This window comes from Streptomyces fuscigenes, from assembly GCF_021556455.1.
Lineage (GTDB): Bacteria > Actinomycetota > Actinomycetes > Streptomycetales > Streptomycetaceae > Streptomyces > Streptomyces fuscigenes.
Map to the genome: position 1 here is coordinate 17213 of NZ_JAKGCV010000003.1, position 18893 is coordinate 36105.

Genomic DNA, 18893 nt, shown 5'->3' on the forward strand with positions numbered 1-18893 from the left:
TAAGTGGGAGATACGTCCGTGAGTGACGCGGCTTGCCGGTAGTTCAGCTCCCCGAACAGGATCAGCCCCAGTACGGCCTCTTCCTGGGCGGAGAGTTGGACCGTCGAGGAGCGGTCCCCGGCCTGGCGCCCCTGAGGGCGGGGATGGTCCGCGGTGTGCTCCCGGTGGTTCTGCACGAGCCGTGAAGCGAGGAGGCGGCGCTCTTCACCACAGTCGCCGGATCCGTCCCGCTGTGTCGTGGATGCCCAGCTCAGCGTCGTAACAAGCGCTTCTCCGGCTTGTCCTGTGTCGTGGTACAGGAGCAAGGCGAGGGAGTACAGGGCCTCCGCGTGCCGGCAGTAGAGAACGGACGCACACCTCTGTGTTTCCGAGACCTCTCGGCGAACCGGCGTGCTTCGTACAGTGCCCTCAACAGCGCATTCGTCCGGAGAATCCTGCCTCATGCTTATCACCTACAGCGGCCGTGGAATGAAGGTCGCCGGGGGCAGGGGCGTTGACTGAACCGTAGCCTCCCTTCTCCCGCATGGCTACAGGTATCCAGGGCGACAGGGAGAGTGGTGGGTCACATGCCCCGTGCCTGAGGCAGCGCTGCGCGGGACCCCGTGGCGCGCAGGGGAGCGCCCGCGGCGTGCAGACTCGTCAGAGCCTGACGGTACGAGGCGAGGAGCCCGGTTTCCAGGTAGTCCACGTCGAGTTGCCGGCAGTAGTCCCGGACCATGGGTTGTGCCTTGCGCAACTGGGGCGTGGGCATGCTCGGGACGAGGTGGTGTTCGATCTGGTAGTTGAGGCCGCCGAGCGCGATGTCGGTGAACCAGCCACCGCGCACATTGCGCGACGTGAGGACCTGACGCCTCAGGAAGTCGGGACGCCGGTCGCCCGCCGTCAGTGTCGGCATGCCCTTGTGGTTGGGAGCGAAGATCGAGCCGAGGTAGAGACCGAAGAGGCACTGGTGGACGAAGAGGAAGGCCACCGCCTTGCCGGGCGGCAGGACGAGGAAGAGCGCGGTCAGGTAGAACGCGAAGTTTGCGAAGAGCAGAACCCCCTCCTGGCGGCGCTGTTTGAGGGTGCGCCTCGCCAACCCCCGTACACCCGCGACGTGGAGGTTGAAGCCTTCGAGCGCGAGCAGCGGGAAGAACAGGTACGCCTGCGACGCCCCGACCACCCGCGAAATCCCCTTGGCGTCCCGTGCCTGCGCCTGACTCCAGACCAGGATGTCCGGGGCGACGTCCGGATCGAGGTCCTCGTGGTTCGGGTTGGCGTGGTGCCGTGAATGCTTGTCCTGCCACCACCCGTACCCCATGCCGATACCGAGGTTGCCGGCCATCCTGCCCGCGACGACGCTGGCGCCCCGCATTCGGAAAACCTGACGGTGCGCCACATCATGCGCCACCAGGGCCACTTGTCCGAAGATCGCGGCCAGCAGGGCCGCGACAGCCAGCGTCCACCAGCTGTTGCCCACGACGACGAAGACAGCCCAGGCCGTGCAGTACGCCACCAGGACGAGAGCGATGCGTGCCGCGTAGTACAAAGGGCGCCTACGCAGGAGACCCGCCGAGGCGATCTGCCGGGACAGGCGAGCGAAATCGCTGCCCGCATCGTGCCGTGATCCTTGCTGCGTACTGTCGAGGGCATGCGTGGACATCCGTCCCCGCCTCTCCGATCGGTCAGGCAGCAGCGCCGGTCGCGGAAGCCACGCGGGTGCGGGGCGCAGGGAACCGGCATGCTGCCGTCATGGGGGAGGTCTCCCGGTCACACGAAGAAAGCCGACTCCGCGTAACGAAGGTCCACTGCGACGAGGAGACGCGAAGCGCGTCAACACGGCCCTCAGGAGGTAGACGCCCGCCGATCTCTCGCCCGCCGGCCTTGGTGACCACCTATTCGGGCACTACGAAGCCGGGGTCTGGGGCATCCGCCTGCCAGACTAACGCATGCCGGCTCGAAAGGGATGCGGCGCACCTTACGAAGCTTTGGTCAGTCTGCTGGCGCGTACTGGATCGGTTGGCCTGGGCAGCCGTCCGCGATCTGGGTGAGGGCCTCGCGTTCGGCTGAGGAGACGGTGAGATCCCACGTGAGGTTCGCTCGTCGCACCTCATGGCCACTGCCCTGTGCCTTCTTCTAGAGGACGCCTACCGCAAGCACGCCAACGCCCACGTCACCAAGCCCTTCAACCTTGACGACTTCATTCAGGCCGTCCAGAGCATCGACAAATTCTTTCTCCACACCGCTACAAAGCGCCCAGTACCTGAGAGTGTGAGCCGAGTCCTGAATTTGGAGAATCATGGGTCAAGGGTGGCGGGAGACCCTGCAGCCTAAATGATGACGACCTTTGGGCGTATGCATTTTGCTCTCCGCGGCATTCTGCACGTTCGTCGCTTACAGAGTAGGCGCTTAGAAGGCGCCTGCTCTGTCGTCCTGTTTCCTGGCCGCCGGGGTGCAGGTATGGGTGGTTTCGGGATGATTCGCCGACAGCAGACACATTGAGTCCCATACGGACTGGATTAACTCGGCGAAGGAAGCAAACCTAGAGCGGTCTTGGGAGAGTAGAACCTGCTCTCTGCGCATCAACCGGGTCCGTGAGAGGTGTGTCGCGGGCGCAACATAGCCGACGATCGCCGGTTGGCCAAACCGGCGCTTCTCCGGACCATTGGATGACCAGGGGACGCCGTCGCGTCCCGATGTCTCGTGTGAGGAGTCATAGCTTGTCGAAGGCTGCAATAGACGAATCGTCCTTGCTCTCTGCGGGCCATGTCCGCACCCTTCTGGAGTGGATCCAGCAGGAATCTTCGGGGGCCGTTTTCTCTTTCCTCGCCTCTATGGCGGGCACCGCGCTCTCACCGGGGGAAGCAGCCTCGGTTCGGGTACACGACGTGGCGCTCCCGGACGGGGAGTTCGGGGAGGTGCTGGTCCGTGCCGGCGAGGGCCGGAGGGTTCCTGTCTCTCCGGACATCGTGGGTGTGCTGAGGCGCTGGATCGACGAGGCGAATTTGGAAGCTGAAGATCTGCTGTTCCCGGCTGACCTGGGTGGGCCGTTGGCGTCCTCCGAGTACAAGAGGGCGTGGAGGCAGGCTCGCCATGCGGTGTTGAGCCCGGACGAGGTGCAGGCGGGTTTGGGGGAGCAGGTTTCCAGCTTGCGTGACTCCTGTCTGGATCGCTGGCTCGAGGCGGGCGTCCCGGCATGGGCCGTCGCCGAGTGGGCTGGTGTGAGCGCGAGCTGGATTGCGCTGCGGTACCCGCAGCGCTTCCGGCTGGAAGACGTCGAGATCGACTGGGACCAGCTGGAAGAGATCATGGGCCTTCCGGACTTTCCCGAGCGGTAGTTTCCGTCCCGCGCTCCGGCTCATGATCCGAGCGCGGGACCACCCGCCGCATATATCCCGGACGTCGGCGGTCCACGCCTCACGCGGCCGTGTCATGTGGGTCAGCCCCTCAGCGATCTGGTCCCACTGCCTTAACAGGACTACTTGACCTGCGCCGTGCACCGCCGACAGCCCGGCTGGAGATCCATTCGCCGACTCGCCCTTTCCACCTCGGTTGTTGAGGACTCGCGCATGCCTGCCCGTTTGTTGTCCATCCCTGCTGTCGCCGCCGCCCTGGATGTCGACCGCCGCACCGTCTACCGCTTCATCGCCGCCGGCGACCTCCCCGTCGTCGATCTGCGCACCGGGACGGAACGATCTCGCGTTCGTGTCCCTGCTGTCGGGCTTGAGGAGTTCATCGCCAGGAGGCTGGTGGGTTCCCCGCGCCCCCGTCGGTGATCCCTCGCACCCAGGCCGGCTCTCGCCGTTTCCGAACGAAGGAGTAGTGCCGCGTACCTGCGCAAATTGAAGTCCGGCAAGTGGCAGGTGACCGTACGTAACCGGGCCGGAGACCGGTTCAGCGAGTCCTTCCCCCTTAAGGCCCAGGCGCGGGCCTGGGGCATCGAGCTGGAGACCCAGTTCGCCCGTGGAGGCATGCGCGACCCGCGGGCCGGGGAGATCGCGTTCCGGGAGTGGCACGACCGGTGGTGGAACGCCCGCATCGTCGAACCCCACACGCTGCGGGGCGACGCGTCCAGCATCAAGAACCACGTCATGCCCTGCTGGGCGGACTGGGAGATGCGGGCCATCACCCGTATGGACGTCCAGAGCTGGATACGCTCCCTGGTCGAGAAGGGTGCAGGCCCTGCCGCGATCAAGCGGGCCTACAACCTGACGTCGTCCATCATGCGCGCTGCTGTCGACGACGATGTGATCGCGGTGAGCCCGTGCCGCAGCATCGATCTGCCGCCCATCGCGGTCAAACCGCCGCAGTGGTTCACGCCCGACCAGGCGCAGAGCATCCTCGACGGACTCGCCCCCGCCTGGAGGACGATGTGCCTGCTCGGCTTCTACACCGGACTGCGCTGGGGAGAGCTCTCTGGCCTGCACCGCCACCGCATCGACACACGCCGCTCCCGCTTGTTCGTGGTGGAGGTCAACACCAACTCCGGCATCAAGGAGTACCCCAAGAGTTCCAAGAGCCGCCGGGAGGTGCCGCTCCCGCCCCACGCCCTGGAGGCCCTCGAACGCCACATCCACCGGCTCGACCGCGACGCAGTGGTCTTCACGACCATCACCAAGGGGCGTTCCGGACGCCTACTCGCCGACAGCAACTGGCGTCGGCAGACCTGGTGGCCCGCGGTTGAGGCCGCCTACCACTTCGGCGACGACGGCGAGTTGCAGCTCGTCCCGCACTACCCGCCGCACTCCATGCGTCACACGTGTGCTTCGTGGCTGGTCCAGAGGGGAGTCTCGCTCTACGAGGTCCAGCACCTCCTCGGCCACGAGAGCTTCCAGACCACCCAGCGCTACGCCCACCTCCAGCCGGACGCCCACAAGGCCGTCCTCGGAGCATGGGAACGCATGGAAACCCCGCTCACCATCGCCTCATGAACGTTCCTTCGCCCTGTCCTCCCCGGACAGGGCGAAGGGGTTTCCCGGTTGGACAGGGCCGGGTCACGTTCGCGGGTCGGTTGGCCGGTCGTCGGAAAGTGTCCAGCGGCTGTCGGTGTCGAACGGCCACGGGTAGGCGTAGGCATCGATCTTCGCCAGCTCACGCAGTACCTCCCGACCGGCCGGCGGATCCACAGGAGTGCGCAAGGGTTCCTGCAGGGGGTCGACTTGCACCGCGTGCGCCTCAGCCCATTCCAGCCAATCCGCCTCGTCCGCCGCAACCGGCGTGTCGCCGGCTCGGGCGCGGGCTGCCTGGCAGAAGGCGCGAATCTCGTCGGCCTTCGGCCAGGCCCGAATCTGCCCGGTAAGAACCGTCGCCCGGTGCTGCTCGATCTGCTGCTCGCGAGCGCGCGCGACGGCCGCATACCAGCGGCGCCGCTGTTCGGCCTCACGAAGCTCCTTCTCCTGCTCCCGGCGGTCGGCTTCCGCCGCAAGACGTTCGAGATCCTGCAGTAGATGTCCCAGCCGTGACTCCAGCGTCCACCGGGCACCGTCGCTGTAAGAGTACGAATGCTGGTACCAGCTCCCCGAGGCGCGCCGAGAGCGAGGCAGCCGTTGAACCCTTCGTCGTACTTGGGCAGGCGCGTCCAGGGATTGCGCTCCTGCTGACGGAGCTCCTGCGGGGTCGGCTCGTGCGGGACCTTGGTCTTCCGCTCCATGAGAGCGAGGGGAAAGGCCCGGCACCGGATCACGATGGCGACCATGTGTAGGGCTTCACCGCGTTTCAGGTCGCTCTGGGTCTCGACCGCGTAGCCGCGGCCTTCCGCTTCCGTCAACAGTGCGTGCATGATCCGCAGGGCCCGGTCGGCGAGTGGGCGCGACACGTACAGCGGGATGACTTCCGGCTTGCCCCGGGTGTCGACCACCGTCTTGGATCGGCCCACAGACTTGCGCGTCGCACGAACGAGACGATGAGGGCGATCGAGGGTCTCCGGCACGTCGACGGCCGGCACGGGAGGAGGCTGGGCTGCCTTCTCAGCCTCCTCATCAACCAGCGTGAAGACACAGTCGCCGCGCTGGCGACCGTTCCACCGCAGCTTGTGAGCTTCCGGAACGTGCCCGTGGTGGAGTGCCTCATAGTAGGCAGCCCGCCACCGCCCCCGGGTCTGAGGCGCAGGATCAGCGACCGTGAGGGTCCCTGATGCAGATTGCAGACGGGACACCAGCTCGGCCCCGTCGGCCGGGAGAGCGCGGCTTGAGCGCTGTCGCCCTCCAGCCGCTCCTTCTCTGCCTGGGCCTGCTGGGGATGCTTGCCATGTTTGAGGTAGTAGCGGCCGTCAGCAGTAACCACGGCGACGTGGCCGCTGCCGTGCCAGGTCCTCTTGATCAGCCCGCGTTGCTCCAGCGTCGCGCAGCAAGTCGGCTTGCGGTGCAGACACTGCGTACTTCACCACTCCGGCTCAACTCGACGGGGTGCGGATAGGATCGCCAACATAGAATGGGCGGCTGGCGATCGAGGCGCGCTGGTCCCCCGTACGAGTGCCAAAGGCTAACCTGAACACGGCCGACGGCGTCTCGTGTAACGCCTTGGAGGCTCGCGGCGGGCGCCGTTCTGTTTCTCCGCCGTGAAGCTCATTTGACGCTCTGCGAGCCTGGGCCCCCCAAATGGAACCGAAAAGCTTCTGGTGTCAGCGATCGAGCGACCCTGGACGAACGTGTTCGGACCCGAGCTGTATCCCACGCTGCATGAGGTCGCGGCGGCTTCCGATGCCGTGCGCATCCCACCCGCCGGTACGCAGACGGCATGGGCGCACCGCCTGGCTCGCCATGCGTGTCTTTCTGCGTTCAACGGCGTCGGTGCCAGTACCGTTCCACCGCCCGTCTCCCTTGCCGGCTCGTCCGACTCGCGTTGCCCACGACACCCGTATCGTCCGAGCCGCGACAGGGACGGGTTGACCGAGCACAGGACCGCGCGGTGCCCTCCCTGCGCCGGCGCTACTGGCGATCGACGTGGAAGGTAAGCCCGGTAACGCTGCCCGACTGGACGACGGGACCGTGCTGGACTCCCCCGCTGATGCGGTTGTCCACCGTGCGCCGGCTGTCTGCCGCGGATGCTGAGAGTTGCAGTAACGAGGTCAGCAGAGCGGGCAGGGCCTCGTCGCTGCCGTTGCCGGCTTCCGCGAGCCGGCGCAGACGGTCACCGTATCGCTGGCTGATCTCGTGGGCGGTCCGTTCGCGTTCCGTGGCGTCGGCGGCGAGGAGCCGGGTCCTCGCGTCCTGCAGGTCGTCGAACGTGTCGGGGTCCGCGTCTGTGCGGGTCAGGAACCGCTTGATGAGTTCCCGGGCGGGTGTCCAGGAGTCGGTAACCATGAGGGAGACCAGTGTGGTGGCACCCGACGCCGCGAGTACGGCCAGTTCGCTGTCCATGTGTCTTCTCCTAGGCGAGGGGGGAGCCGGAGGCGGGCGCCTCGTCGTCGTCCGGAGCAATGGACGCCGGCGGATCGAAGCGGTGCTGGATCTCCTCGGCGGTCTCGTGGCGGTTCTGCTCCTTGACGAGGCCGGCGATCTGGGCGGCGAGCATCGGGCGGCGTACGTCTCCGTCGGTGAAACCGATGCTGTCGAGGAAGCCGGAGAGATGCATCGTGGCCGTCTCCCGTCCCTGTGGCAGTGGGGGAGGCCCCTCCCCGGGAAAGTCCGGCGTAGTCGGCTCGCCGGCCTGCTGAGAGATCAGATCCTGAAGCCTTTCGGGAACGTCGGTGTCGTTGGCCGCCGATGTGAGTTGAGCGAGCAGGGCCAGGTCGTTCACCGTACGTTCCACGTGTTCGTCGTTCTTGGTGAGCCACCAGACCACGGCGCTGCCGGTGTCCTTGAGGACGTCCTCGCCCAAGTACCGGCGTCTACTCTGCTCGTACTTGCGCTGGTGCGCCCAGACCTCCTCGTCCTTGCGTATGTCGGCGAGCTTGTCGAGGCGCTCCTGGTCCTGCTGCGCCAGGACGAGCTGGATGTTCTCCGCCATCGCCTGGAGGTGCCCGGTGGGCTCAGGCAGCATCCGGCTGAGGGTGCCGGACAGTTCCTGCTCGACGAGTGAGGCCCGCCCCGGTTCTCGTTGTTCGGTGATGGCGCGGGCCCGCTTCAAGACCGCGTCGACGGCGAGACCCGCGGGGTTGAGAACGGGGGCATTCGCGGGAGCGTCGATGAGGTACCAGCGCACCGTCGCGGAGAAGACGAAGTCGTAATCGGCCCACTTGCTGGGCAGCACTACCTGGCTGACGCGGTGGTTCGTGCGTTCCACGGGGGCGGCCGTGAGCTGCTCCTCGAAAGCCACCGGTACCGTGCCGCGCCGCATCGCGGCGATCCGGAAGATGGTCGCGGGGAGGACGAGCAGCAGCACGGCCAGCAGTGGCCAAGCCCATGCCGGCCATCGCTGCGTCAGACCGACGATGCTCAGCAGGAGACCGCTCAGAACGGTGAGGAAGACGGTTGTGGTTTTCCGTGCGGTGGTCATGGTCGAGTCCCCCTGGGGGAGGTCGTCTGCGGTGTGGCCGGAGCGATGCCTTGAGCCGCGCTGATCTTGTGGAGCAGCAGTCCGGTGGTCTCCGCGGCCCGCGCCGCATCCCCCGAGCCGGTGCGCTCGGCGTCGCGGGCGCATGCGTACAGCAGAGCGAGGACCTTGCCCCGCTTCTCCGTGCACTGCTGTGCCGCGCTGACGAGGAGGTCGAGCAGGAGCCCGCCGTGCGGTCCGGTGTCGGCGGCCGCCCAATGGAGCCAATGTCGTGCTCCGGCCTGCCACTGCGAAGGAGACAGCTCGGTCAGTACCGCGTGCCAACAGGTTGTCAGGGAGCGCTGCGCGCCCTGTTCGTCGACGAGCGCGTGCGAGGCGCCGGCGCGCCGCGTCAACAGTTCGGGGTCGCTGGCTTGGAGAAAGATCCCGAGATTGGCGGGTGAGAAGTCGGAACGGGCGAGACGGTCGAGCAGCACGCGGTGCAGCCGGCGGCTACGTGCCACCAGCTCGCACAGCGCCTGCCGGGCATGCGTCGTGCCGCGCTCACGCCGGGCCAGGTGGTAGAGCCTGACCAGGGCTTGATCGGGATGACTGGTCGCGAGGACGTCGGCACAGACGCGGACCAGCACCTGCGCGAACTCCCCCTTGAGGCGCCGCTTGGCACACCACTGGTACATCTGCTCGCGGAAGTCACTGGCGTGCACCGGGTCCGCAAGCCCGCGGGTGAGCGCATGAACGGCTGCTTCCAGGCGGGCGCGGCTCGTCCCACCGGTGCTCCATCCTTCGATGAGAGTCCCCAGTCCGTCCGCACGTCCGGTCCGCAGATATTCACCGGCCACTCGTTCCACCAGGCCGTCGCGTACGACGGGGACGACATGCGGGTCGTCCAGCTCCACCAGACTCACCGCCCAAGTGCCCAGGTGGGGACGGAGATCGGGCATATGGTCCCAGAAATGGGCACGAACGGCGGAGTCGAAGTCCAGCCTCTCGAACCGGACCTGTCCGCTGGGGGTGGCAGTGGCTGAGATCTCGAGGAGTCGCTCAGCGAGGTCCCGCTGCTGCAGCGGCGAGTCGCCCTCCGACGGAGACCCGAGGGTGCTCAGCAGTTGCCCGGCCGCCCGGTGAACGACATCGGCATGCGCCCCGTGCAGCATGGCCACCGCGATCAGCAGGGCTCGTTGCGGCGCCTCCCGCAGCTTGGTGACGAGCGCGGCGGCCTCCCGTCGACCGTCGTTTCGCGCCCGCCCGGCCGCCTCGCACCACTGACCGAATCCGTCCCCGGGCTGACCGGCCTCACGTGCTCGGCGCACCAGGTCGGCGAATTCCGCGATCTCCCGCATCGGCCTGTTCGCCGTCAGGAACCCGGTGACGGTGCCGTCCAGTCGGAGATATTGCTCAGGCAGCACACCGTGCAGGCGCAGATGCCGCCGGAGAACGCCGATGCCGGATGGCCGTTCGAGCACCACGCGACAGTATTGCAGGTCCGGGTCGAGAACGCCGCGGTGCGGCATGACCACGACCAGATGAGCCCGCTGCTCGTGCACGGCCTTGCGCAGCGCCGGGAGGTCGGCCTGGGCCGCTGCCCAGCGGCGGTCGTCCGCGGCGGCCAGATCCAACAGCAACTGGTCACCGGTCCCGACCAGAGCGGGGTCCTGGAGGGAGAGCTCCTCCTCCTCACCCGGCAGGAGTTCGTGGAAGACACCACTGTCCCGGTGATGTTCGTGCAGCAGGACGCGGGCCGCGGCCGACCGGCCGCTGCCCGGGTCACCCTCCAGGATGACGGTGCCGGTGTCGGCGAGTACGGCACGAGCCTCGCCCATACGCGGCGGGGGGACAAGTGCGTAGCGCAGTCGACGCAATTGGTCCTCGGCGACTCGGCGGAAGGCCGGCTTGTCCGAGTCCTGCAGTTGCGTTCCGATGTGGACGTCGCCAGGGCCCGTGACCGTGATGCCCGAGGCCCGGACCCAGGTGCCGGTGTGCTGGTTCACCGGTCCTTGTCCTCGTGACCGTCCCGTTCACCGAACCGGTGCTGGACGGCACCATGGTGGTCCCCCTCGGAGTACGTCATCCCGTCACCGCCCGAGACGTGACGTGAATGCGAGTAGATGTTGCCGTTCCCGGTGTGGACAGGACCGTGGGCGCCTTTGACTACCATGCCGACGTCACCGGTGAAGTCACTGCTCTGTACGGCTGTGCCGCTCACGGTCCCGATGGAATTGCTCACGCTGCCCGGCGCAGGCGTTCCCGCCTCGGTCCCGGACCGGTCGGCAAGGCCGGGAATCAGGTCGGCCATCAGATCACCGATGCGCGCGACGCACACCTCGGTGTCACCGGAGTCGAACGCGATGGACTGGAGATCTGCGAGCCGCCGCAACGCCGGCGGGAGATCGGCCTTGCTCAGCCGGCTGGTTTTGCGTCCGTCGAGAACGGGGACCACCGGGACCTCACACGTGAAAGCCTCCTCGATCTCCTTGCGCACCCAGTCCTCAGGATCCTCCACCCGGCTACGGAAGTTCGCCCAGTCCGGTCCGATGACGGCCAGGAGTACGGAGCTGCGCCTTACCGCGGCCAGTAGCCGTTCGGGCCAGCGTTCACCGGGGACGATGGACTGCGACGCGTGGAACGCATGCCCCGGGCCGAAGCGGTGCGACAGCCCTTGACGTAGTAGGGCCGCGGTCTTCTCTCCGTCCCCGGTCCGGTAGTTGATGAAGATTTCGCTCACGACGATGACTCCTCAAAAGGGCTGGTCGGGCGTGACAAGGTGCCGAGCCGCGGCGCCAGCCGGCGTACCGGTGGATGGTCCGGGTAGCGGGCCAACACCCGGGCGAGCCGTCGGAGATCGATCGTGACGGTCGCCGAGCGCACCGCCGTCACGCCGTCGAGCAGTGGCTCCGTCAGCGCGCAGGCGTGGTCGATCTCACCGGCGGAGGCATAGGCGAGTGCGCGGCGTACGCCGTACCGGACCTGCGTACGCACCGCGTCGGGGCCGACCAGAGTGAGCTGCCGGTCCAGTTCCTCGCCCGCCTCGCGCGGTCGCCCGAGATCGAGGAGGCACCAGCCGGTGACCATGCCGACCGAATCGGGAAGATGCATAGAGCCGATCACCGGGCCGTCGGCATCGTCGTTCCGGCGGGAGAGCAGAGTACGAGCCCGGTCCAGGGCATGCAGACAGGCGCCGACATCACCAGCGAGGGCATGACCCTGCGCTTCGCGCTGTGCGGCGAGACCGCGGATCCGTGACGGCAGCACGCCACTCTGCGCCCGGCGGGCCAGCGCGATCGTCTGCTCGGCGTCCTCCCGGTACAGAGTGACCAACGCCCGGCGAACCAGCGCGTAACTGGCCAGTGCCTGATCACCGCCGGCGGCGGCCAGGTCGACCGCACGCTGTGTCCACCACAGCGCCGCCCGCTCGTCCCCGGTCTCCTGCACCAGCCAGCCCACGTACTCGGCGTACCGGGAACCGAGCGCCAGCAGGCGGCGACTGGTGCCGCTGTCGCTCTGCGCCGACAGCTCCCGTAGCGTGTGTGTCTGCGCGATCAGAACGGGCAGGAGCAGGCCGGGTTCCACGGTCTGACCGAGTCTGCGGTAGTGCGTGAACAGGGAGCGTGAGGCTTCCAGCATGCCGGCGCCGGCGACCGGGGAAGCTGGACTCGATCCGTCCGACCTCCAGGTCATCAGCGAGGCGACACCGGCGTTCATCACCGCACGCCGGCCCACGGGCACGAAGGAGCTCGGGCCGTCCGGTGTCAAGTGCATCATCCAGTTCTCCTCCTCGACCCGGCCTGGCGCCGACACGGCAGGTGAGTCGACAGCGGTAGGGGCGCTCAGGGCGATCAGTGCCCCGTCGGCACCGAGTGCGGCGTCGCACAGCCGCGCAAGATCACGGCTGGGTGCCTTGATGCCCCGCTCGACCTTGCTGAGCTGTGCCTTGCTGTAGTGCACGAGACCGGACAGGTCCGTAAGGCTCAGTCCTGCCTCCAGACGCCGCTTCCTCAGTTCCTCACCGAACGGTGTGGACGGATGTGGCACGGGAACCTCCTAAACCCGGTCGTCCGGGCCGAGGCGGTGCTGCACCGAAGAGTGCAGCACCAACTCCCGGACGGACAAGGCGATCGAAGCTGTTTCCCGTTTCCTTCTCCGATGGCGGGGTGTGGCAAGCTCGTACAGGGCAGTCGGGTTCCCCAAGGGCCGATGCTCGCGTTTCCGGCGGACGGCTGGGTCGCCTTCGTTTCAATGGGTGCGAGTGGGCGCTCGGGTGCCTGAGCCGAGGTGCGATCCGTTCGGCACCATCGATCCGCACGGTGACCCGCCTGCAAGAGCAAGGTGGTCCTCGACGCGCCCCCGCCCACGCGGCCGGGCCCGCGGTACAGCCGACGAACCGCTCCGCCGTGAGAAGCGTAGCCGCGCTTTCTGGAGCTGCTATGCCGAACAGGCGACACCGAGGAAGGCGACGGTGTTGCCGCGGTTTGCGGGCTGCTGAAGACGATCACCATCCGCAGGCCACACGCCGATAGTCCTCTCACGCTGGCCGGGCAGGTACGGGTGCGGGCGGCGATGGACCTGCGACGTGCCGTGCTCGCCGCCGATCTGCCTTGTTGGCACGCTGGTCGGAGTCGGTGCGTTCGCCGACGCGGCCATCGCCGAGAGGGCATTCCTGGAGTTGATGCACTCCAGCGCCATGCGTTTGCCGACCTTTACGGATGCTGACTTCGTCACCGAACACATCACCGCTCACCCTGGCCATCGGGACGTCCTGCTGCTTGTCGACCGTGACGCTCGTTTGACGCTTCAGCCGCTCACCCGCAGGACAGCGAGCCAAGAAACCGGCCCTGACCTGGTCTTTTCCAAGACGTGCTCAGGCCGGCCTCTTCCCGATGACGCACCACGTGGAGTGCGTCGCGATCCTTGAACCTGCCGTAAAGGGCCGCTGATCTGCGACTTTATGGGTGTGCGTGATGCGCGCTATGTGCGTTACGGGCGATATCTTGACGCTGAAATGACGCTCTCAGAGGTGTCTTGACGCTCGTTGATCTTGATAACTGATGGGTCGTCGGGTCAGGGACAGTCAAGACGTCAGTCAGCCGAGGGGGCAGACCCGCCGGCAGCGTCACCACGTCACATCCTCACTGTCAGCCGAGTCGGCCAAGTTCCGGAGTGCGAGGGGGACCCGGCTGACGAACGTCACAATGTGGTCGGCGAGGGTGTCCTGCTGGTGATGGGTGTCCTGCGCCCACTGTGGCACGACTGGCATGTCGGATGGAAGCACCACATCCCCCCGAACCGGTCAGGGGGTCTGGCATCAGGTGACGCGGCGAGGAACGGTCAGCGGTGGCCGATAGCTCACGCCTCATGCTTCCTGCGGCACGAGAAGTGCTCGGGCAGCCCTTCGGGGCCTCGGAGGCTTGCGGGCTGACCGCAGCCGTCCACGAGCGAACCCAGGCGCAGATCGGAGAGGTCCTGGGCTACTCCCAAATGCACGTCTCACGCCTGCTGACCCATACCCTCGCTACCTTGCGTGACGGCCTGCTCGCCGAACGCTGAACCCCGGCCGTGGAATCGACCGGCCCCGGGACGGCGCCTGGTAGCGGCGTCGGGCTCCGGACTGTGCCCGCAACGCCAGAGGACAATGAGACCACCACCGATGCCACCGTGCCTGTGGTGGGCGAGCAATACATCCTGAACGCTCAGTGGGTGCTTGAAGTCCGCGGCAAGCTCGACCTCGACACCCTCCCGCCCCTGCGCCACGCCCTCGAAAGCGCCGCCATCACGCACCCGACCACGATCCTCGATGCCAGCCGCGTGATTTTCGCCGATTCCAGCGCCCTCAACCTGATCCTGATCGCCCCGCAGGCGACCGACCTGCGCATCGCCGCTCCGTCCGCATCCCTGCTTCGCCTGTTCCAGGTGACCGGCGCCGATCACATCCTGCGCGTGTTCGACAGCGTCGACCAGGCCGTTGGCTGATGGCGGAAGGAAGCAGGAGTGGCCGGGCCGGCGTCGCCCCGACGGGTGTGCCGAGACAGGGCGAGGCTGTAACCTCATCCAGCAGTCGGTCCACGCGACCCATGTGTGAGCCTGCTACCGGCGGGTATCCGAACAGGGCCTGGAAGCACACACGCGGAACACGAGGCCCCACGGCGATGCGGACGGCAGGCGGCACCATGCGACAATGCGCGGGCGTGAGTGGCCGCTACCCCCGGGCGGCCGCCGTCTACGACGGTGCCCCCTCCTGCATCGCCGCCGCCCGCGACATCGTCGCCGCTTTTTTGACGGACCTCCAGGCCGTCCACGGTCTGTCCGTCTCGCGCGACGCGATCGACTTTGGGCAGCTCGTCGTCAGCGAACTGGTCACGAATTCCGTCAAGTACGCCCCCGGGCCCTGCGTCGTGAGCGTCGAGACCGACGGAGTCTTCGTGGTCGTGGAGGTGTGGGACAGCGAGGTCCTGCTGCCACAGGCGCTGGCGTTCGAGCCGGCGAGGGTCGGACAGCACGGCTTGGAGATCGTCCAGGCCCTGTGCGAAAGCCTGGAGATCCAACGCGAACCGGTCGGGAAACGCATCACGGCCCGCATTCCACTCGCACCGACCGCAAAGAGGTAGGGCGGGCTCGGCGACGGGGCGGATGGCGGTCCGGCCGCGGTAGACGACCGTCTGCATGGACGCGACAGACATGGGGCCGCCGCAGTGCGGTGCGACCGGTGTGGAAAAAACCTTTGGCGGTCGTCGCGGCCTGTTGCGGTCGAGGCCGAGGCCCGCTCCCCGCGACGGCCTGGCGGTGTGGGCTGATGAGTACGGCTGATCCGGCTTTCTCACCTTCTGGGGCACGGGTGGCCGGCGCATGCGGACTCGTGGAGGCACAGCCCTTCAGCCGGGACTGCCTGCGCCGTCGCCACGCTCGAAGACCGACACACCGACGGCGGGCGTCGACGCCCGCACGCTCTCCAGGGCCGCTGCCCGTTCACTACCCTTTTCCTATGGACGGATATCGGCAGCACGAACGGGAGGAGGCGGCCTGCGAGCGGATTACCCGCCGCCACGGTGGCGACCTCTTCCACCGGATCAACGAGGGCAACAGCCCTGACGCTTACATGGCAGCCACACCACAGCAGGCTCTGCAGATGGTCGTCTCCTCGCTGCGCTACGGCGACAATCACCCCTTGCACGGCGAGCCCACCGAGGACGACGACCTGGTGGCCGCGCTAGTGCTCGTCTCGGCCGCCCGCAGAAGCCTCGACTACGACGAGATGATGTTGATGGATCACGCCCAAGCCCGGCACCGTGACTGGCAACGGATCGCCGACGCCGGCGCGTACGGCGGCCCCGTCGCGGCCCAGAGGCGCTTCGAGCACCTCTGCGCGCGGTTCCCCGGCTACGAACCGGTCAGTCAAGAATCCGAAGACGCTCAGCGGGAGTGGTGACCGGGCCTGTCGACCGCACGGTTACCGGAAGCGGACTGCCGCAGATGCTCGGCCGGAGCGAATCATCGGTCGTCACACCGTGTCGTGATGCCTCCGGTGTGCGCCCGCGCGCGCCGGCCGAGTGGCTTTGAGGCATGCAGCGGGCGTCTGGACGGGCACGACACCCGCCCCGCCGCCACGCTCCCTCCGGTGCCGACCGCACACGCCTCTCGGTCCTCACGTGCCTGATCGGACCGCGGGGGCTGATGTGGAACACCGGCGACCGTCGCACCGACAACCGGGGGCTACCACCGGACGCGGGGCCGCCGGAGCGGTGCACCGGCCTGGTGGAGGCTGGTGAGCGCCATCCGGTACGAGGCGACCGACCCCGTCTCCGTGTACTCGACGTCCAGCTCCCGGCAGTACCGCCGGACGATCGGACGGGCCTTGCGCAGATTCGGGCTCGGCATGCTCGGGAACAGATGGTGCTCTATCTGGTGGTTGAGGCCGCCGAGCACGAGATCGGTGATGCGGCCGCCGTTGACGTTGCGTGAGGTGAGCACCTGACGGCGGAGGAAGTCGGGGCGGTCTTCGCGGGAGAAGATCGGCATGCCCTTGTGGTTGGGCGCGAAAGCGGAACCGAGGTAGACGCCGAAAAGGCACTGGTGGACGGCGAGGAAGGCGATCGCCATGCCGGGCGGCAGAATCCACAGCAGCGCGGTCAGGTAGATCGCGCAGTGTGCGAACAGTGCGGCGCCGTCGAGCGTCCGGTGTTTGAGCCGGCGGTCGGCGATCGCCCTGCCGCTCGACACGTGAAGGTTGAACCCCTCCAGCGTGAGCAGCGGGAAGAACAAAAACGCCTGCCAGCGACCCAGAAGCCGCGGAAGGCCCGTGGCTGCGCGAGCTTGATCCGAGGTCCAGACGAGCAGATCGGGATTGATGTCGGGGTCGAGATCCTCGGTGTTCGGATGGGCATGGTGGCGGGTGTGCTTGTCCTGCCACCAGCCGTAGCTCATGCCGACCAACGACCCGGCGATCCTCCCGGACACCTCGCTGGGCCGACGACGGCTGAATACCTGCCGATGAGCCAAGTCATGCGCGATCAAGGCCACTTGCCCATACATGACAGCCAGGAAGGCCGCGATCGCCAGGGTCCACCAGGAAGGACCGAGAACCGCGAACACGGCCCACCCCATGGCGTAGAGGCCCCCCACGGCGGTGATCCGCAATGTGTAGTAGCCGGGGCGGCGCCCCAGCAGCCCCGCATCCGTGATCCTTTTCGACAGCCGGGCGAAATCGCTGCCCGGTGTGCCGGAACGCGGCTCGGGGATCGTGACAGTGCTCATGGTGGGAAAGCCTTCTGAGAGGCGGGCGGGTGGACTCGGAGGAGTCCGGAGAAAGGGGCGTCGCGGCTCGACGCGCACAAGTGACGTCTCCGCGACGACACATGCCTCCGCTGTACGCGACTTCCCTGCACCGGCGGTCTCACACGTCGTCACTCGTCCCTGGGAACGATCGTGAGACCCGCGCATTGCCCGGCTGCGGGCCCCGGGAGTTGCGGCTATGAGGGGCACTGTGGCGTCCGGCGCCGCCCTCGCCCCGCAAGGCGGCAACCCGCGGGCGAGCCAATTCAGGTCTGCCTGGGAGATGACGGCGACGGCCGCCCCATTTCCTCATCTGCAGGAGCCAGGTACCCGGGGGGGGGGAAGCGCGCGGCCGCGTGCAGCGTCGGGGGCAGCGTGGGCAGGTGCGCTCGGCGCTCTGGACGCTCCCTGTCCGGCGAGGCCGTCTCGTCCGCCTCCTTCGGTGCCGCTGCTTGTGGGGAGCGGTGGAGTCGGCCGGTCGTTGTCCATCGTGTGCTTACCGAGCGTGGACCGGCCGACTGCGGTCAGGCGTGGGTGATACGGCGGAATCCGGCGAGCACGATGCCCATGCGCAGAGTAGTGGTCGGCCAGCGCAGGGTGTGGGGCATCGTGCGGGCGGCGTCCGCGATCCCCGCGGCGGCCTTCGCGTCGGTCTTCGCCTCGCCCGGACAAAGGTCCGCGGTCCGCCGCAGCGCCAGGCGGCACCCGTCCTCCCGAGACACGGTGTGTGCCGGCCAGGGTTCGGCGTCGGTTGCGCGTATCCGCCTCATGCGGACCTGTCGTCCGCAAGCGGCCGGGCACTGAGCCGGGCCGGGCGATGGTCGGACCTCTTGTCAGCGTCTCCAACGGCGCCTCTCGGACCCGGTGACACCACCCCCAGATCATCGACAGCCACAGGGGGAAGCAGTCATACCGGGCCCGGAGACCAGCGGCCCTCTTGCAGGACCACGGACAACTTGAGGAGGCAAGGGCTGGAGCGGAATCGCTCGGCTTGCCGAAGCAGTACGCTGAGAGTATCGAGGGTCTGTCGTACGTCGGCTTTCACGCGGACGCGTTCTCGACGAGTCACGAACATCGGTCCTGCCTCGGCTTGGGCCGGAGACGGGTTCGCGCCATGATCGCGACAACCGAAACCAATGTGCGGCAGCGTCCGGCAGCTGATCCCCCCGTCCGCCTGCGTCTGAAGGAAGCCACCGCTCCGCGAGGCCTCCTGGACGGTGCGTGGTGGCCCCGCTCCCGGGACCTGGCGCAGGAGCTCCCAGCCCTGGCAGGAGTGCTCGATCCGACGTGGCACCGGATCACCCGGGTCGCTGGGCACCCTCTCTACCGGCTACCTCTGCCGCAAGGTCGCCGTGGCAGGACACGTGATCAAGGTGGGGTGGTTCACGCCGGAACTCGACGCCACAAAATCCTCCTCCTCACCTACACCGTGGGTCGCTGGCACCTCCTGGTGATTCCGCCGCAGACCAGCTCTGCTGCGGCGGATCGACTGATGGCAGCAGTTGCCGAAGGTCTGCCCCGATCGGCAAGCGCGCTCGTGGCGGAGGACGAAGGCCGTGAGCTGGCGGAGCCCGCGAACGCCCGTGCGTGACAGGATCCGGACATCGTCTCGGCCGCGGGTTGCGAGGAGGCCTGGGAGGACGAAGGTGGCGCGCCGGTCCAGAACGGGCCCACGCCGGGGGGCGTGGCGGCGCGAGCACGACACCTGCACCCGACAGGGG

19 protein-coding genes are annotated in these 18893 nt (G+C 67.6%); 9 read left to right on the top strand and 10 right to left on the bottom strand.

What is annotated here, in order from left to right; genetic code table 11:
* Positions 1 to 562 precede the first annotated feature (562 nt).
* Complete coding sequence (locus L1885_RS00795) at positions 563 to 1642, bottom strand: fatty acid desaturase family protein (protein WP_235794943.1); 1080 nt, start codon at positions 1640 to 1642, stop codon at positions 563 to 565.
* Between the two features lie 473 nt (positions 1643 to 2115).
* A complete protein-coding gene (locus L1885_RS29065; RefSeq protein ID WP_308117262.1) occupies positions 2116 to 2280 on the bottom strand; it encodes a hypothetical protein in 165 nt (54 codons plus the stop codon).
* A gap of 419 nt (positions 2281 to 2699) precedes the next feature.
* Between L1885_RS29065 and L1885_RS00805 the strand changes: the two genes are divergently transcribed.
* The 4 genes from L1885_RS00805 to L1885_RS28750 all read left to right on the top strand — a co-directional run bounded on the left by L1885_RS00805 (position 2700) and on the right by L1885_RS28750 (position 5426).
* Positions 2700 to 3317, top strand: coding sequence for a tyrosine-type recombinase/integrase (locus L1885_RS00805; protein ID WP_235794944.1), 618 nt, complete (start codon positions 2700 to 2702; stop codon positions 3315 to 3317).
* A 231-nt stretch (positions 3318 to 3548) separates the two neighbouring features.
* Positions 3549 to 3755 (top strand): helix-turn-helix domain-containing protein, encoded by a 207-nt coding sequence (locus tag L1885_RS00810; protein WP_235794945.1) that lies wholly within the window; start codon positions 3549 to 3551, stop codon positions 3753 to 3755.
* A gap of 66 nt (positions 3756 to 3821) precedes the next feature.
* Positions 3822 to 4910: a tyrosine-type recombinase/integrase gene (locus tag L1885_RS00815; protein WP_235794946.1), complete on the top strand. Its 1089-nt coding sequence runs from the start codon at positions 3822 to 3824 to the stop codon at positions 4908 to 4910.
* A 381-nt stretch (positions 4911 to 5291) separates the two neighbouring features.
* Positions 5292 to 5426 carry a hypothetical protein gene (locus L1885_RS28750; protein ID WP_268983434.1) on the top strand — a complete coding sequence of 45 codons (135 nt, stop codon included), beginning with the start codon at positions 5292 to 5294 and terminating at the stop codon, positions 5424 to 5426.
* Positions 5427 to 6905: 1479 nt separating this feature from the next.
* On the opposite strand, the gene L1885_RS00820 is transcribed toward L1885_RS28750, so the two are convergent.
* The 6 genes from L1885_RS00820 to L1885_RS00845 form a co-directional block, all read right to left on the bottom strand.
* Positions 6906 to 7337, bottom strand: a complete 432-nt coding sequence (locus L1885_RS00820; RefSeq protein WP_235794947.1) for a hypothetical protein — start codon at positions 7335 to 7337, stop codon at positions 6906 to 6908.
* 10 nt (positions 7338 to 7347) lie between these two features.
* Positions 7348 to 8415, bottom strand: a complete 1068-nt coding sequence (locus tag L1885_RS00825) for a hypothetical protein (RefSeq protein ID WP_235794948.1) — start codon at positions 8413 to 8415, stop codon at positions 7348 to 7350.
* Entirely contained in the window at positions 8412 to 10400 is a 1989-nt protein-coding gene (locus tag L1885_RS00830; RefSeq protein WP_235794949.1) for a hypothetical protein, read from the bottom strand. The genes L1885_RS00825 and L1885_RS00830 overlap by 4 nt, the downstream gene beginning before the upstream one ends.
* Positions 10397 to 11134, bottom strand: coding sequence for a toll/interleukin-1 receptor domain-containing protein (locus L1885_RS00835; protein WP_235794950.1), 738 nt, complete (start codon positions 11132 to 11134; stop codon positions 10397 to 10399). The genes L1885_RS00830 and L1885_RS00835 overlap by 4 nt, the downstream gene beginning before the upstream one ends.
* On the bottom strand, positions 11131 to 12441 hold the full coding sequence (locus L1885_RS00840; protein ID WP_235794951.1) for a helix-turn-helix domain-containing protein: 1311 nt from the start codon (positions 12439 to 12441) through the stop codon (positions 11131 to 11133). The genes L1885_RS00835 and L1885_RS00840 overlap by 4 nt, the downstream gene beginning before the upstream one ends.
* Positions 12442 to 12831: 390 nt before the next feature.
* On the bottom strand, positions 12832 to 13128 hold the full coding sequence (locus L1885_RS00845) for a hypothetical protein (protein ID WP_235794952.1): 297 nt from the start codon (positions 13126 to 13128) through the stop codon (positions 12832 to 12834).
* Between the two features lie 633 nt (positions 13129 to 13761).
* Here L1885_RS00845 and L1885_RS29330 point away from each other — a divergent pair.
* The 4 genes from L1885_RS29330 to L1885_RS00865 all read left to right on the top strand — a co-directional run bounded on the left by L1885_RS29330 (position 13762) and on the right by L1885_RS00865 (position 15829).
* Complete coding sequence (locus L1885_RS29330) at positions 13762 to 13953, top strand: sigma factor-like helix-turn-helix DNA-binding protein (RefSeq protein ID WP_372481836.1); 192 nt, start codon at positions 13762 to 13764, stop codon at positions 13951 to 13953.
* Between the two features lie 117 nt (positions 13954 to 14070).
* Entirely contained in the window at positions 14071 to 14376 is a 306-nt protein-coding gene (locus L1885_RS00855) for an STAS domain-containing protein (RefSeq protein WP_235794953.1), read from the top strand.
* A 215-nt stretch (positions 14377 to 14591) separates the two neighbouring features.
* A complete protein-coding gene (locus L1885_RS00860) occupies positions 14592 to 15011 on the top strand; it encodes an ATP-binding protein (RefSeq protein WP_235794954.1) in 420 nt (139 codons plus the stop codon).
* Positions 15012 to 15385: 374 nt separating this feature from the next.
* Positions 15386 to 15829 carry a hypothetical protein gene (locus L1885_RS00865; protein WP_235794955.1) on the top strand — a complete coding sequence of 148 codons (444 nt, stop codon included), beginning with the start codon at positions 15386 to 15388 and terminating at the stop codon, positions 15827 to 15829.
* Positions 15830 to 16113: 284 nt separating this feature from the next.
* On the opposite strand, the gene L1885_RS00870 is transcribed toward L1885_RS00865, so the two are convergent.
* Positions 16114 to 17154, bottom strand: a complete 1041-nt coding sequence (locus L1885_RS00870) for a fatty acid desaturase family protein (RefSeq protein ID WP_235794956.1) — start codon at positions 17152 to 17154, stop codon at positions 16114 to 16116.
* A gap of 542 nt (positions 17155 to 17696) precedes the next feature.
* A complete protein-coding gene (locus L1885_RS00875; RefSeq protein ID WP_235794978.1) occupies positions 17697 to 17894 on the bottom strand; it encodes a hypothetical protein in 198 nt (65 codons plus the stop codon).
* Between the two features lie 392 nt (positions 17895 to 18286).
* Between L1885_RS00875 and L1885_RS29335 the strand changes: the two genes are divergently transcribed.
* Positions 18287 to 18763: a DUF5994 family protein gene (locus tag L1885_RS29335; RefSeq protein WP_372481835.1), complete on the top strand. Its 477-nt coding sequence runs from the start codon at positions 18287 to 18289 to the stop codon at positions 18761 to 18763.
* Positions 18764 to 18893: the final 130 nt, after the last annotated feature.